Origin of the sequence: Roseicyclus persicicus (assembly GCF_012395815.1) — a bacterium.
Classification (GTDB): domain Bacteria; phylum Pseudomonadota; class Alphaproteobacteria; order Rhodobacterales; family Rhodobacteraceae; genus Roseicyclus; species Roseicyclus persicicus.
The window spans coordinates 77812-92648 of the sequence record NZ_JAAZQQ010000008.1; the positions used below are offsets into that span (position 1 = coordinate 77812).

A 14837-nucleotide genomic window follows, 5' to 3' on the forward strand; every position below is an offset into this window, starting at 1 on the left:
GGCGTGGTTGTTTGAGGCTGTTCGGACATACTGCTTTCCTGCCGTTGCTCAAAAAGTTGGTGTCACCTTTTCCTCGATCCGCAAATTTCTCGGAGCTGCCCTGCGGCGACGCAACACCAGAACCGGAGGACGTGATCGAATATCTTACGATAAGAAGTCGAAACTGGCCGCCGGCTGGTTCTGCGCGAGGCCGCGAGCGCGCAAAGAAGCATCGGCGCCGGAGTAACCGGCCCTGAGAAGCAGGCGCCGTTCGTCAGGGGAGAACGGGTTCAGGCGGGTCCGCAGGGCAGCGGCGGCCGCAGCCTCTTCAGTGCTGAGCGGCAGAGCGTCCGGCACTGCATAGTGGGCCGATGCCGCATCGATACTCCAGTACGCCACCTGGCGTTGCCCCCCATTGGCCATGCCGAACAGGATTCGTCTTCGGGAGTGCTCGGCCTGCTGCTGAATCAGACTGAGGGTTCGGAACATCTGGCCGATCCAACGCCCGGTGGGGCGGCCGACTTCCGGGATCGTGCGGCCAGCATTGCTGACGAGGATGGTCCGGCACCGCTTCCAGACTCGTTCAAGGCCGAGATTGTCATAGATGCCGCCGTCGGCAAGAACAGCGGTCATGGTGAACGGCTCCCGGTGAAGGTCGGCTCCGGCCGTGGGCTGGACGGACTCGCCCGACAGGTCGATGTGCACCGGCGATAGGATCGGCGGGAAGGCCGATGAGGCCGCGACAACGCGCGCCAGCGGAATCACCGGCCTGCTGATCATTCCCACGCGGTAATCGGCGGCATAGCTCTTTCCGAAGCGCCAGCCGCTGCCGGTTTGCAGATTCGTAGCCATAAAGGTGAAGCGCGGGCAATCGGTGATGTCCTGCAGGCACGCCCCATGGAAGAGATGCCGGTCATAGGCGCGCACAATGCTGTCGGCGGCGGTGTAGCCCGGCAGGAGGCCGTAGAGCGCGGCCTTGATGTCGATGCCCTTGCCCGAAAAACGCAGCAAGGGCAAAACGAAGACTTCATCGAAATTGACCGCGCGGTTGTTCTCGTCAAAGTGCAGGTCTGGCCAGCGCAACGCCAGTAGGCCGGCGGTGATAGAGCCGCCGGAGACGCTGGCAACCTCGCCGAGGCGCGGTAGGAAACCGAGCTCGTTGAGGCGAATGAGTGCGCCCGTGTGATAGATCATCGCGCGGTAGCCACCGCCCGAGAGGCAAAGACCAATTGTGTCATCGAGCTTGCGGGCCTGCAGGAAATCGACTTCGGCGGAATGGGCCGCGAACAGGCTCTGAATGTCCTGCGCTACTGTGAGATCGTTCATACGGCATTTCCATCGGTCGTCAGACGACCTTTGCCCGCAAGCATCACGCTGAGCTGACCGTGGTCACCGGCAATCGCGATCAAGGCGGGAACGCCCTCGCTCTCCAGTTCATCCGTCAGCCAGCACAATTGTCGGATATCAGTCAAGCTGGGGCGGATCGATGAGCCCCGTGGATGGGAATGCCATTCGCCCACATAGCGGACCTGGTGCAGGGAGCGCTCCGTTGCTTCCTTAACGGCGGCGGCAAGGCCGGACACGCCGCGCTCAAAGGCGGTGACGCTACTAGAGCTGCCCCGCGGTGCCGGTAGAGCCGTAACGATGTGAACGGAGCGACGGCTTGTGTCGGTGATACCAAGCAGCACGCCGCCGGTTTCGTGCGGCAGGCGTTCTGTGCGCAGTGCCGCAATCTGCCCGGAAAGGCCCTCGTCATAGGTTACAGTCCAACTGCCGAGCGCGATTTTCTGGACCGCCAGTGCCGACGCTTCCGCCAGGCTGACGCTGTGATCGTCGGCGAGGGTCCAGACGCGTATAACTGCGTCGTCGCCGGAGAGTGCATCCACAATGGCTTGAGACGCAATTGCGCTCATTTGCGCCGCCCTGCTGGCGGGAATGCGGTTGGTTGCAGCGCGGCAGGAGCCGCTGTAGCGCACGCCGCTTTCCGCCTGCAGGTGATGCGCAAGCGCTGGGTTGATCTGGATCAGCGAGTGGTATTGCGATTCGAGATCATGCAAGGTGTGCGCGCAATCGCGCCCTTCCGCCAGAAGGATCACCGCTGTCCCAGCGGGGTTGAAGAAAACCGACAGGCGGCGCGCCCCAAGGCGCGGCAAATCCGCAAGGCGACGTGAAACGGCGACGGAAGCAGAGGCGTCAATAATTACATCCGCCTTGGTTATCGCTTCGTCCAGCTTCGCTGCGAGTTCAATTGGCGGATGGAGAAAGTCTGCTTCCAAAAGGGTGACGGGGTCGCCAAGCAGGGCATGGATGCGATGCGCCAACCCGACGACCTTGGGGCGACCAACATCTATGGGATACAGGGCGTGACGGGCAAGGTTGTGCGGCATCAGGTGATCCTCGTCGACTATCGTCCACTGAAACCGGCCCTCACGTGCCAGGTTGATGGCTAGCTGCGACCCCAGCGACCCTGCGCCGATTAGTACGCAGCGGCGGGTGTCGGGCTGGGTCTGCCCGCTGATCGTCGCGCCTGCCGCCCGATCGAAATCCAGATGGACGTCGGCCGGCTCGATAGAGAGGGTGGGCACGATCGCGCCCGTGGCCATACCGACCATCCGAACATAGCCGCTTCCAGAGCCCACGTTGCTCTCGTTTCGGGCAAGGGCACCGAGGGCGATACCGAGATCTCCGGCGGTATCGTGAGTGATGAATGCGCGTAGGTCATCGGCTTGCCGACCATCATGACCAGCGACCGGAAAAGCGATAACAAGCGCAATACGTGCCTGAAGACGCCGGACGGCAGTGGAATCCACGCCAGCCCATTCTATCACGCGCTTACGAAGTTCTGCGGCAAGATCAATGCCGCACGCATGCAACTGCTGAGCGAGCACATCGAGTGTCTGTGGCGCGTGTTGCAGTCGCCGCATGCCTTGGGGGGCTGCGCGCATAGGGATAACCACGAACATCGGATCATTCTTGTTGCTGCCGTGCTTTACGATTTCGGTGACAATGATCGTCGCATGCTCGCTACGCATATGTCCGACCAATTCGGCGGGCTCATTGGTCTGCATCAGAGCAGCCGTCGGGAGAATGATCTTTGCGGGGTTGTGGAAGAAGAGGGGCTCCAAAGGTTGCGCTGTGTCGTGAAGTTCGCCGCGGGCAGCTTTCGCGAGCCAAAGCTGAACGCGACGCATAAATTCCGCGGGTGTGAAAGTGAGCTTCGCTTCCGCCCAAGGCCGGTCGTCGACACACAGGGCGCGCGGCATCTCGTCCGGCGTCCAGTTCTGGTGCATGGTTTCGGGGAAGTCAGGGCGTAGTGCCAGAACCGCCGGCTGCATTCCATTCGTCCCGAAGATCAGGGCCACCGATTCCATTCTGCGGACAGGAACAGCTAGGTCCTGTGGCCGCTCCACCTCAATTTCGAGGTGAAGAGCGGCCACTGCACCATCGTCGGTTTGCCGTGTTCCAACTAGAGTGACGGCCGGCGCACTGCCAGAAAGGACGTACTCAATGACTGCCTGTGCAGCATCGAGCGTCACCGCATCCGGTGCCACCGGCTTCCCGAACGCCGACCACCAAGGATGGAGAACCGCTGTCATCCTTAGCCTGCCCGCGCCGGCGTGGCGATGATGCTGGCCGCGCCGGCCACAGCCGAGACAGTCAGGAGTTGCGCGCCGCGGCTCGTCACCTCAATGCTGAGTGGCCTCGGCCTGGCCGTCGAGGGCGATTCCATCGTAACCTTGAACGAGCCGTCTGCGCGACGCGCGACTGCCTTGTAGTAGTTACCGGCCTGCCGGTGGGGGGGCTGGACATCGGCGTCTTCGGCCGTCCCCTTGAGGGGCATGGGCTTGCTGGTCGACACCATGATATGGCGATCACGCCCCTGCTTCTCGCAAAGCCACTCTACATGTTCGGTGGGCTGGGTCTCATCCTCGCCCTTGGTCCAGCCGATCGCCGTGTAGGAGCAGTGATGGGGGACCTTGAAAATGTCCCACAGCAGGCGGTCTTCATGCCCGTGACGCTTTGTGGTCAAGACAATCTGATCGATAGAGTCGGCGTGGATGTCAGACATAAACAGCGCATAGGTCTCTCGACCGCCCTCAAGGAAAGTGACCTGGAAGACGATGCTATCCTGGTTACGGTCAACAATCCCATTCTCATTCTGACGCCAGCCGAAGGGGCTATGAATGAAGAATTCGGCTTGCTCCGACCCGTATTTGGAAAAGCCGGGAACGTATTGGCCGGCATCGGTAATCAGGTGCGCGCGGGACTCAAGGGAAAGCCCCTGCTTCGCCAGCCAGTCGGCCAGCTTCTTCGGGCGGGAAAAGACGCGGATGCCGTAACCCTGCCGCAGCCGATGCCGTGCTTCCTGGCGGACAATTCGGGCGCTGTCGTCACAGCCGTCTTCAAGGATAGCGGCAGCCGGCACCCACAGTTCCTTGATCTTGATGCGGCCCTCGCCTTGGTATTTCGCGGCATGGTCGAGCCAGAAAAAATCTCCTGTCCCGCAGCAGTGATCGTCGTCCAGATGCGTAAAGCAGACGACGTCATAGTTGTCCCGGTCAGCGGCCCGGAGGTCGCCCTTCAGTTCGGTAGGAAGGTCAATCCGTTTGTCGTGGAGGTCGTTTTCGTTCCGCATGTCGGCATAGTCGACCAGCATTTTCTTGCCGTCGGCGAAATCGATCCTGGTGCAGTCGGCATTCCCGAGGGGATGGAAGGTCAGCTTTGCGGTCATATTCATCTCCTGTGGCTTTCAGCGCTCACAGGGTCAATCTCACCAGCATTGTCCGACCGGTAATGTTTTGTTAAAGATTTTCTTGAAGGCTGCCGTCGGGCACTGGACCGCAAGTAAAGAAGGCGGGGCAGAAGGGACATGTGCGGTCGGATCGCACTGGTGTGAAGTTTCCGCCCTCAATAGCTGCCAAGACTTCGGCAAGCTTTTCCATCCTCTTGCCGAGAGCCCTGTGATCGAACTCGATCTTTGTAGTGTGATCGTCGTCGCCGAGGTGGACGATCTCGACTGTGCTGCCGGGAAGTGAGTTGACGGCCGCCATCTGGAAAGCTGCGTCGGCGAGGGCTTGTCCGGTCTTGGAGGACTGGTGACCCGTCCGAACCATTCGCACGATATGCTGCCCTCTTGGTGTCATAATGACATCGTCTGCATTAGCCGTGACTGTGGTCGTCCCGATGCCTATTCGGAGAGACGGCGTTATCGAGCGGCTTGTGCCTGCTCGCATCGCTACGAACCGCTGAACAAGCAAGGCCGCAAGTTCGCGGTGCAGTCGATACTCATCCCCAGCGAGTGGCCCTTCAGTCCATCTCTGCGCCAGCAGCTCTTCCACGTCACCAAGTGACATATCGGAGGGATCAGTGGCAGCGATCTCCGTCACTATGGTGCGCACGAGATCGTGCATTGTCGTCATAGTTGTTGCCGTGCGTCGACCTCCGACGCCAAGGACATGAGTGTAAAGGAAACGCCGTGGACAACGATCATACAGATCCAATTGCGCCGTCGTGATCTTGATTGCAGGCCCAAGGGCGATCGGGAGCGGCCCTTCCTCTGGGTCCGGTTCCCGGTCCATGCGCGGCGCTGCCGCGCGGGCAGCCGTCACGCCTAGCCGGGCGATGAAATCCGAGGGATTGCGCCGATTGCCATTCGCCATTCGGGTCGCTGAGTAAAGCTGTAGGCGGTCTCGGGCACGAGAGGCGGCGACATACAAAAGGCATTCTTGCTCGAGAGCGTGATCAGCAGCAGCCAGAGCAATCGTTCCGCCTTCTCCGCCAGCGATCATGCCATCGGGAACTGGACAGGCCGGCTTACGTGCAGTGCTGGGCATGCTCCCTTTATTCAGACCCATGATGTGTACCACGGGGAACTCAAGTCCCTTACTGCCGTGAATGGTCATCAGCCGGACTGCGTTGATGCCCTGAGCTGCCAGCGGAATCTGTCGAAGATCCCGTTCATCGGCGAGTTGGATAAGCCGCCTGATCGCGTCGAGCGTGCGCTGGATCGGCAGACCTGGCCCCGAACGTTGAGCGCGCAGGAAGCCCATCAGCTGCCAGATCGCCACGCCCATGGCACGACTCGAGATATCCTCCGTCGATGCAATCAGCGCCGCCGTTCGTGTTCGATCCAGCATGACGTGCGCCAGAACGGACCAAGGATGCGCATTGGTATCAAATCCGTCCAGCATGCTGGCCAACCGGCATATGGCGTCAGTGTCAGCGGCGTCCAGAGTTGGCCGAGAGGGCGATGCACCAGCCCAGGCTAGCGGTCCAGCTTCCGTTTGTCGAAGGTGCCCGACCACCGATGCCGCACCCGCCAGACTTAGCCCGGTCGACAATCCCTGGAGCGAGGCCTTACGCACCAATCCCATGGCCCGCCTGTCGACGAGCAACGAAAGAACGGATAAAAGATCCTTGACCTCGGGTCGTTCGAAGAGATTGCCGAGGTACAGGACCGGAATCCCTCGTCGCTCCAGTTCGCGACCCATGCGGTTGAGCCTGTCATTGCCAGGGCAGAGCACAGCTTGGTCGCGGAAGTCGAAGTTATGAAGATGGCGCAGAATTTCGTCTGCGAGTGCGTTCGCCTCGTCGTCGTTGTCACCAAAGGTGACGTGCTCCGGTGGGACACCGCTGGGCTGTCGATATGCTTTTAGGGACGCATCGCCGGTACCAGCCTGCATGCCCGCACCGAAATTCGAAAACGCTCCAACGATCTCGGGTGTTGAGCGATAGTTGAGGCGTAGTCGATCTCCGGTGCCACTAGGAAAGTCTTCTGTCTTGAATCGCGACATGTTGAATGAGGACGCACCGCGGAACCTGTAGATGGCCTGCCGCGCGTCACCAACGGCCCAAAGGTTCTTTCCACCATCCGTTAGTCGCTGGAGCAGCCTCACGCTACTGCGGTTTACGTCTTGGTACTCATCAACGAGGACATGGCTATAGGTAGCCCGTAGAATTGATACGGCCTCAGAATCTGAATCGAGGAGCTTTACGGGGAGAGACACTAGATCTCCGAAGTCCACCGCGCATGCCGCGAGCTTCAACTCCTCGTACTTCTTAAAGACAAGAGCGACTTCAGCGCATCGCTCAGCGGCAAGGCGGGCCTCGGGGTCGGCGGCCCTGTCCAGCATCTCTTGCGCCAGCGCGGCGTAGCGGTCAGCGTCCGCAACTTCGTCCTTCGCCCGGGATATCGCGGTGAGCATGTCCTTGAGGGGGCGGTCAGGATTCATGAACTCCCGATGATGGGTGAGGTTGAGAGCAAGGTATTCGCGCTCCATGATCTCGATCGCCTCGCTGCGATCCATCATGCGGGGTTCTCTAGGGAAACCCAGCTGCTTGTGGTATCTGCGCACCAAATCAAGACCGAAGGCGTGGAATGTCCCAACCCACATCGCTGACGCAGCCTTTGGCCTTAGTCCAGCGATGCGTTCAGATAGTTCTCCTGCAGCTTTATTGGAGAAGGTCAGCACAAGAATTGATCGGGGATCGACTCCTTCATCGACGAGGCCAGAAACCCGCCCGACGAGAGTCTGTGTCTTTCCCGTTCCCGGTCCGGCCTCCAAAAGATACGGAGACCCACGATGCATTGCGGCTTTGCACTGATCGGCGTTCAGCGCTTTTGGAGGTCTTACCTCGGTGTCCTCTGCTTCCGGTTCGACCGCTGGAAGCAGCAGCGCGTCAAGAAGCTGCAACGCGACAACGTCAAAGGGTGCACCCAACTTCGTCGCAATTTCTGACGCCGTCATGCCCTCAAGGTGTAGTGCGCGAGCCCATTTGCGCGGCAATAAGAATTCGCGACCGAAGAGGTCCATCTGGACCTCCCGGCGCTGCCGTCGACTGTAGTCAACAACCCGGTCCTCACCAACTGGCGATGCTTCTGGCGATCGAGTGGGATCAACGTCGAGGGCGACATGCTGAACCCGGTCGTCGCCGAGCGTGGCGTGACCGAGTTCGTGGCCTACGAGGAAGGCCTTGAAAAAAATTGTTCCCGAGTCCTCGTGTCTGATGGCACGATTTATGGGATCGAACTGTGCCCGACCGCCTTCCAGAATCGCGCTGCCTGGCTCGACGATCTCTATGTCTAGTTCCAGACTGGACGCCGCGGCTTTAACTAGCGCCTCGGGATCCCAAGGGTCAGCGCCCTTTGAGACCACTTCATCGTGAAGTGCTGCTGCACGCTGCCGGGCTAGTTCTACGGCGTCCATGAGTCAATCCCGCGAGGCCAGAAGTTGACGTCGTCGCTCATCTGGAACCTTGCACTGCATAAGGAGATCTTCAAACGTAATCTTTTCTGTCTCAGCAGACGGATTATTGTCAGCTTTGTAGCTGATGCTAGGTGCACGTCGAGGCGGTGCTGCCATGAAGCGACGTAGGTCGTCCGCAGTGGATCGGAGGCCGATCGCAAGAGCGTCAACAAATGATGCAGGTACGCTAGCAACGTCCACAAGCCGAGAGCTAAATCCCTGAATTACACCGCTCGGTACATCAAGTTCACGACGTAGCGCTACCAGTTCCTGCGAAGATAGGTTGGTGAACGGATCTTTCACTTCAGCCGAAGTGTGAACGGGTAATATCGCGTGAAATGCTAAAAGCGATGCTTCAACCCAATCCTCATCGGTTGGCGCTGTCACTTTTTCTGTTGCTCGCTGCAGCCTAAGATCAAGGGAAAGTTCTATAAGCTGATCAGCAAGGTGAGGATACTGTCGGAGGAATCGTTCAAGGGTTGCATTGTCTTGCAAATGCTCGACTGAAAACGTGAGAAGGATTTCTTCGAAGATGTCGTCATGGCTGTCAGTCATGTCCGTCTCCATTTGACAGAGCCTTGCGTATCATTTGATATGCTTCGTCGCGCCGGTTCCGAACTGTTTTCTCAGATTTAACGCCGATCACCTTTCGAATGGTCATGACGCTATCATCAGATGAATCGATCGGTATTTCTCTCATTATCAACTCGATGACTCTTCGGTACTTGTCTGGTAAGGCGATAATCGCGGCAGCGATGCGCGACCGGTAAAACGGGTCGTCGGAAAGCAGCTCTTCCCTAAGATCAAGACTGCCGACAGCGCGCTCTACTGCCAGAGAAGGCTCATTCGAGTTCTCTTCGTCTTCGATTGGAAGGGTGCGCCAGGCGTGCTTCTTCGCCCTATGCATGGACGTCCTGCGGAGAGCTGCGATGGCGCTGGCAAACATTATTTCGAAATAGTCGAGGGCCGACCCAGCATCACTTCGGTCTTCCATGAGCTTGGCGACGAAAAGGTCTCTCACTCGCTCTCGCCCGCCTGCGGCATGAACATTTTCCGATCGGTCTGCTTGTTCACCCGATATGAACGGTAACGCTGAGGCAAGTCGACGCATTAGCTCACGGTAAAGTTCGTTGAAATAGCCAACGTCGTTGTCGTTACGCATGTTTCGTATAAGATAAACGATGCACTCAGACTTTATGTAAAGTGGTGACGTTGTGTCACGAACCTTCAGGGCTGCAACGATATCCTTGCGTGGCCGTGTAATCAGTATCGCAAGTGCCTTTTCAACCTCAGGACGACGCGTGTAGGGCGTGCCATCAGATCGACACTTGGTAAGTGGTTTCACTACAGCATTATTCAAAGGTATCCTCTTGATCTATCAGCGCCTCGAGGAATGGTAGCACTTAATTGAATTGCCTTCATAGAGGGTGCAGCCTATCAACTTCCCAACCGCTTCGCCCTCTCAGCCATCCTGACCACCTGCGCGCTCGCGGTCGCTGCCGCACTCCGCACGGCTGCAGGGGCCTGCATTGCCCCCCGACCGATCGCTTCACCCGTCGTCAGCGCACCGATCCGCTCCCTGCCCTGGACACCTGAGGTGTTTACTAAGCCCCGGAGCACGCCAGCAGACCCACTGACGATCGCAGGTGCAGCTGCCACCATCAGGTTTCCCGAGATCCCACGCACGATTAAGGGCGTTGCCGCGACGAACCCCTTCGCCAGGAAGACCATCACGAAGAACGGCACCAGCGAGCCGATGTTGGTCGCGGAGTTCAGATCTCCGAGCTGGGCCAGCAGCGAATTCGCCATGCCGACGACGGTCGAGAACATGGCGGCGATGACGATGGGGTAGAAGGCGTAGCTGATCGTCGTCGAGACCCATCTGTGGAAGAAATCCTTGGTCGCATCGAAGAGCGACAGAGCGATCATGATCGGCGCGAGGCCCAGCATCAGGGTCAGCATCATCTTGGCGAAGATGAGGACGATGCCGGTCATGAAGCCAAGGAGGCTCAGGAGCACCAGACCGATGCCGCCGAGGATGGCACCGGTCATCCAGTTGAGATTGCTGCCGATTGCATTGAGGTACGTGGCGAAGCGCTCGATCAGATTGTCGAACTCTCCCGCAAAGTGGCTGGCACCTGCCCCTGCCCCACCGACGGACGATACGAGCGCACCAGCGACATAGTCGAGGCCCCCGATCACGGCGTTGGACACAGCGTTGAAGTTGGCCCAGTTGAAGGCGAAGAGCCCTATCAACATCAGCTTTATCAGGTACCAGAAGAAACTGGCCCCATCCATGCTGCGGAACTGGAAGGCCATGTTGATGCAGATGCCGATCAGCGAGAGCGTGACCATCAGCAGGACGATCGTGCCGGTATTGCTGGCCACAGCCCCGAACTGGGACTCGGCCGCATCGACAAGGAAACCGTCAGCGGTTTCGACCATCCAGCTGACGACGCTCATTACCAGTTGCCCTGAGCTTCGCAGATGTCCTGAACTGGATGGCGCAGATCGTTGCGCTGCCGTCGGATGTCCCGCTGCGCTGCCGTATGTTCCGCCGCGGACGCCAGGAGATACCGTTCGTTGAATTCTTCAGAGGCATCCTTCCATTCCGGGAAGCGGACTTCGCAGCCGCAGTTGCCTGTATCGACGATCTGTTCCCATGCGCGCAGTTCGTACAGATCCATCAACGTCAGCGCCTTGTAGGCCTCGCGCGGGTGGATCTCGTCCATCCAGACCGGCCGTGCGGGCCGGTCGTTGCAGATCCGGTACTGCTGGGGCGCGATGGTCACGGTGAGATCGTTCGTGACCGGAGGCGAGGTCTGGGCCGCGAGGGGTGCGGCAAACAGGGTGACAACTGCGGCGAGGATGATCTTGCGCATGGGGTTTCCTTTCGGGTCATTCGGCGGCGACCGCGGGGCGCTTTGTGCCCCCGGTTCCGGCGGTGTTCTGATCTGGATGTCTCGCCTGCCCCGGCAGGAAGAACTCGGTGATGCCGCGGGCGCCGTCATGGCGGCCTGCCTGGATGATCACGTCGATGGAGCCCTCGATATAGTCGACCATGTCGGCATAGGTCATCGGCACATCGGTCTTGAGGGCCGCGATGGCGAGACGGCGGACGGCGAGTTGCGGGGTCTCGGCGTGCAAGGTGGTCAGCGAGCCGCCATGGCCGGTGTTGATCGCCTCGAGGAAGGTCATGGCCTCGCGACCACGGACCTCCCCGAGCACGATCCGATCAGGCCGCATCCGCAGGGTCGAGGCCAGAAGCACATCGGCGCTACGGGCCTCGATGTCCCGGTCGGCGATCAGCGTTACGGCGTTTGGCTGCTCGGGGCGCAGTTCTGCCGCCTCCTCGATGGTAATGATCCGCTCTTCGGGCGGGATCAGGGAGAGGATCTTCCGCGCCGCGACCGTCTTGCCTGTCGAGGTGCCGCCCGAGACGATCATGTTGAGCTTGTTTTCGACGCAGAAGCGCAGGGCGGCGTCGATGTCGCCGGACGCCACCACATCGCGCAGGGCGGCATTCCGTTCACGGCGCAGGCCTTCGAGGCTGCGCTCCGTGCCATAAAGGAAGCCAAGCTTGATGGCCTCCAGAGGCAGGGAGGAGAAGAACCGCAGCGAGATGGAGAACCCGCCTTCGACGGCGGGGGGCTGGATGACCTGCGCCCGGATCGGACGATCCCGGTAGAGGATCGAGACCGAGACGATGGGTTTCTTGGTGCTGAGCGTCGTCGAGGCGGCCGAGGCTATCTGGTTGCCGAGGTCCTTGATCTCGGTTTGGGTCAGCGGCGCGCCAAGGCCGCGCATGAAATGATCGCCCTGAAACTCGCCCCAAACCTGCCCGTCGGGGTTGATGCAGATCTCGATCGTGTCACAGCAACGCACGTGCGCGCCCAGCCGGTCGAGCGAGGCTTCGAGATAGCTTGCTGCCATGTCAGAAGATCTCCAGATCGCGGTCGACCATGACCGTGATCCGCGTGCCCTGATCGACATGGATCACGGGACGGATCGCCAGATAGTCCTGCATCACGCTTTGGGTGCTGTCGCGCAGGTCTGTGCCGACGTCGCTCGCGATGTCGGCCGCGGCCTCATCCTCAATCTGTCCGGCGGCCGCCGCAGGCAGGGCCCCGATCAGCGAGATCAGCGTGGCCGAGCCGAAACGCTGCGCAAAGCGGGTATCGACAAAACCGGTGGTGCCGGTGCGGCCGAGCTCATCCCCACCGAAGGCGCTGATTTCCACGGTCTGGTTGTCGGGCAGGATTACGCGGTCCCAGGCCACCATCACACGCGACTGCGCGAGCGCCACATCGGAGCGGTAACGCCCCACGAGACGCGCGCCGCGCGGGATCAGGACCCGCGTGCCATCGAAGGAATGAACGTCCTCGGAGACGATGGCGCGGATGGCGCCGGGCAGCGTGCTGTCGAGCGCCGTCTCGGTCACGGCCTGGATCATCGTGCCCTGCACGACGGTGTTGCCGGGGTTCACGATCACTTCGGCCCGCGTTACCGGGGCGGGCCTTGCACCCGCGCGCACGAAGGCTTCGTCCTCATTCAGGCGCGCGGCCTCTACGCTGTTCTCCCGGTCGGTCCCTGCCCCCATCCCGGAAAACGCGATCATGGGCGAGGCGATGCGTTCGGCCCGTGCCTCGGCCTCTGCGATGCGGCGGCGCTCAAGTTCGGCGAGCCGCAACTCCTCCTCGTTCGGCCCGAGGTCTGTCGGCGCAGGCGGGGTCAGCCGCGCGACCTCAAGGTCCATGCGCAACTGGTCAAGCTCGCGGTCGCGTTCGGTCAACTGTCGCTCGAGCGCGCGCTGCGCCTCAGACGAGGCCTCTTGCAGCGCCGCGATCTGCGCTGTGAGATCGGCGATGGCCTGCTCTGCGCCGCTATCCGATGCCTCGACGGGCCGCGCGCGCAGGTCTTCCAGTTCCGCTCGCAGCGTTGCGAGACTTTCCATCAGCGCCAGTTCCGACGCAGAGGGACCGGTCTCGGCCGGCGGCGGCGCAGGCTCTGCAACGGGCATGGGAGCCAGGTCCCCAAAGCCCGATCCAGCTGTCTGGAACTCTTCCGGGGCTGCGGTTGGCAGGGGTGCTTCCGGCGATGGCTGCAGGGCGGCCCAGGCCAGGCCGCCTGCGGCCAAGATCCCGGCCACGCCGAGGACGGCGGCCAGCGGGGAAGGCCGTGCGGTGCCGCGCTTCTTGTCGCCCGTCGCTTCGAGAGCCGCCAGGCGCGCGGCCAGGTCTTCGGTGTCCTGGCTCATGACGTGGGCCCACCCATATCCTGAACACAGACCTCGTCTTCCCCGAGGCGCAGGACCCATTGGCGATTGACGCCCGAGACGCGGATGACACCATCCTCGATCGCCGTGCTGTTCACCGCCCGCTCGCCGCCATTGGCATAGCGGAAGATCGCTGGGACCGGCGCGTTCCGCGCGAAGCGGAAGTAGGTGAAGGTGCCATCATCCCAGATGGCCGTCGGTGTGAACTCCTCCCGGGCGCTGACGGCATAGTTCGCATTCGGCGCCTCGGCCGCAACCGCCCGGGCCGGTTGAACGCGGCTCTCGGGATAGCGGAACTGCACGACGTAATGCGGGGTCTCGCGCGCCTCGACCACGTGGAAGTAGTAGGAGCGCCGGTTCGTATAGACCGTGATGTTCGTGGCGACTCCAGAGGCTGTAGGCTTGATCGCGAAAGCCCGACCGCCCGGCACGCCGTCGAACTGGAAGCCCACCGTGTCGCCCGCGATGATCGAGCGGATGGTCTCGCCCTCGCCGAACTCGACGGTGGTGACCCGGGTCAGGGTGGTGACGATCCGGTAGACCTGCCCCTCGGTCCAGGTCGCGATCCGGACGCGATTGTCATGGGGGCCGGGGCGCGGCGTGGTCTCGGCAAAGGCTGCGGGTGCGGAGAGCACGAAGGCACCGGCGAGGAGCAGGGCATGAACAGGGGCGAGAACGGGAACAGAGGTCATTCGGAACGGTCCGATCGGATGGCATATTGGGTGACGGTGAAGCCGAAGGGGTTCTGCCAGACATCGTCGATCGAGCGTGTCCGTTCGGGCTGGAAGGCGAACATCAGCGTTGCGGTGAAGGATCCGTCCTGCGCCCCTTGCGGGCTGGTCAGGCGCTTTCTGAGGCGCACCTGCGCGCGGTTGTCGCCGATCAGCGTGATCGAGGCGATCTCGACAGCCATCTCGGCCGCGGGGCCATAGCGGGTCGGCGGATAGCTCTCCTGTCCCGAGGTCCACATGGCGCGCATGCTGGCCTCGGCCGCCCCGGTGGATTGCGCCAGCACCCGGCGGACGCGCAGATCGTTGTCGAGCTGGTTGTAGGCCTCGCGGTCAAGGATGTAGCGGTAGATCTGCGCCTCGATGATCGCAGGCCGCTCGGCAAGCCGCACCGTTTCGACCGTGGCATTGGGCAGGGCCAGACCCGTCGCGGGGTCATAGGGCACGACGACCGGCGGCGGCGTCTCGACCATCAGGACGACGGCTGCGGCCGCAAGGCAGCCGAAAACGCCAAAGCCCGCCCCGCCAAGACCGATCATCCGCCAGAGCTGCTCCCGGCGCAGCGCGCCATGGATCAGCTCCTCCTCGACCAGTTCACGCGTGCTCATG

Annotated in this window: 12 protein-coding genes; all 12 read right to left on the minus strand. The window is 61.3% G+C overall.

Annotated elements, in window-relative coordinates:
- Positions 1–144: 144 nt before the first annotated feature.
- Entirely contained in the window at positions 145–1305 is a 1161-nt protein-coding gene (locus HCU73_RS18495) for a patatin-like phospholipase family protein (RefSeq protein ID WP_168624953.1), read from the minus strand.
- On the minus strand, positions 1302–3575 hold the full coding sequence (locus HCU73_RS18500; protein WP_168624954.1) for a ThiF family adenylyltransferase: 2274 nt from the start codon (positions 3573–3575) through the stop codon (positions 1302–1304). Before HCU73_RS18500 ends, HCU73_RS18495 begins: the two co-directional genes overlap by 4 nt.
- Before the next feature lie 2 nt (positions 3576–3577).
- Positions 3578–4711: a ComEC/Rec2 family competence protein gene (locus tag HCU73_RS18505; RefSeq protein ID WP_168624955.1), complete on the minus strand. Its 1134-nt coding sequence runs from the start codon at positions 4709–4711 to the stop codon at positions 3578–3580.
- Between the two features lie 70 nt (positions 4712–4781).
- The gene (locus HCU73_RS18510) at positions 4782–8186 is read right to left on the minus strand and encodes an ATP-dependent helicase (RefSeq protein ID WP_168624956.1); all 3405 of its coding nucleotides are present in this window, start codon (positions 8184–8186) and stop codon (positions 4782–4784) included.
- 3 nt (positions 8187–8189) lie between these two features.
- Positions 8190–8780 (minus strand): hypothetical protein, encoded by a 591-nt coding sequence (locus HCU73_RS18515; protein WP_168624957.1) that lies wholly within the window; start codon positions 8778–8780, stop codon positions 8190–8192.
- On the minus strand, positions 8773–9387 hold the full coding sequence (locus HCU73_RS18520) for a DNA-binding response regulator (RefSeq protein WP_168624958.1): 615 nt from the start codon (positions 9385–9387) through the stop codon (positions 8773–8775). The genes HCU73_RS18515 and HCU73_RS18520 overlap by 8 nt, the downstream gene beginning before the upstream one ends.
- A 275-nt stretch (positions 9388–9662) precedes the next feature.
- Positions 9663–10688: a TrbL/VirB6 family protein gene (locus tag HCU73_RS18525; RefSeq protein ID WP_168624959.1), complete on the minus strand. Its 1026-nt coding sequence runs from the start codon at positions 10686–10688 to the stop codon at positions 9663–9665.
- Entirely contained in the window at positions 10688–11107 is a 420-nt protein-coding gene (locus HCU73_RS18530) for a hypothetical protein (protein WP_168624960.1), read from the minus strand. The genes HCU73_RS18525 and HCU73_RS18530 overlap by 1 nt, the downstream gene beginning before the upstream one ends.
- Before the next feature lie 16 nt (positions 11108–11123).
- The gene (locus tag HCU73_RS18535; protein ID WP_168624961.1) at positions 11124–12158 is read right to left on the minus strand and encodes an ATPase, T2SS/T4P/T4SS family; all 1035 of its coding nucleotides are present in this window, start codon (positions 12156–12158) and stop codon (positions 11124–11126) included.
- A 1-nt stretch (position 12159) separates the two neighbouring features.
- Positions 12160–13482, minus strand: a complete 1323-nt coding sequence (locus HCU73_RS18540) for a TraB/TrbI/VirB10 family type IV secretion system protein (RefSeq protein ID WP_168624962.1) — start codon at positions 13480–13482, stop codon at positions 12160–12162.
- A complete protein-coding gene (locus tag HCU73_RS18545; protein WP_239025638.1) occupies positions 13479–14192 on the minus strand; it encodes a TrbG/VirB9 family P-type conjugative transfer protein in 714 nt (237 codons plus the stop codon). The genes HCU73_RS18540 and HCU73_RS18545 overlap by 4 nt, the downstream gene beginning before the upstream one ends.
- Positions 14189–14836 (minus strand): VirB8 family type IV secretion system protein, encoded by a 648-nt coding sequence (locus tag HCU73_RS18550; protein ID WP_168624963.1) that lies wholly within the window; start codon positions 14834–14836, stop codon positions 14189–14191. The genes HCU73_RS18545 and HCU73_RS18550 overlap by 4 nt, the downstream gene beginning before the upstream one ends.
- Position 14837: the final 1 nt, after the last annotated feature.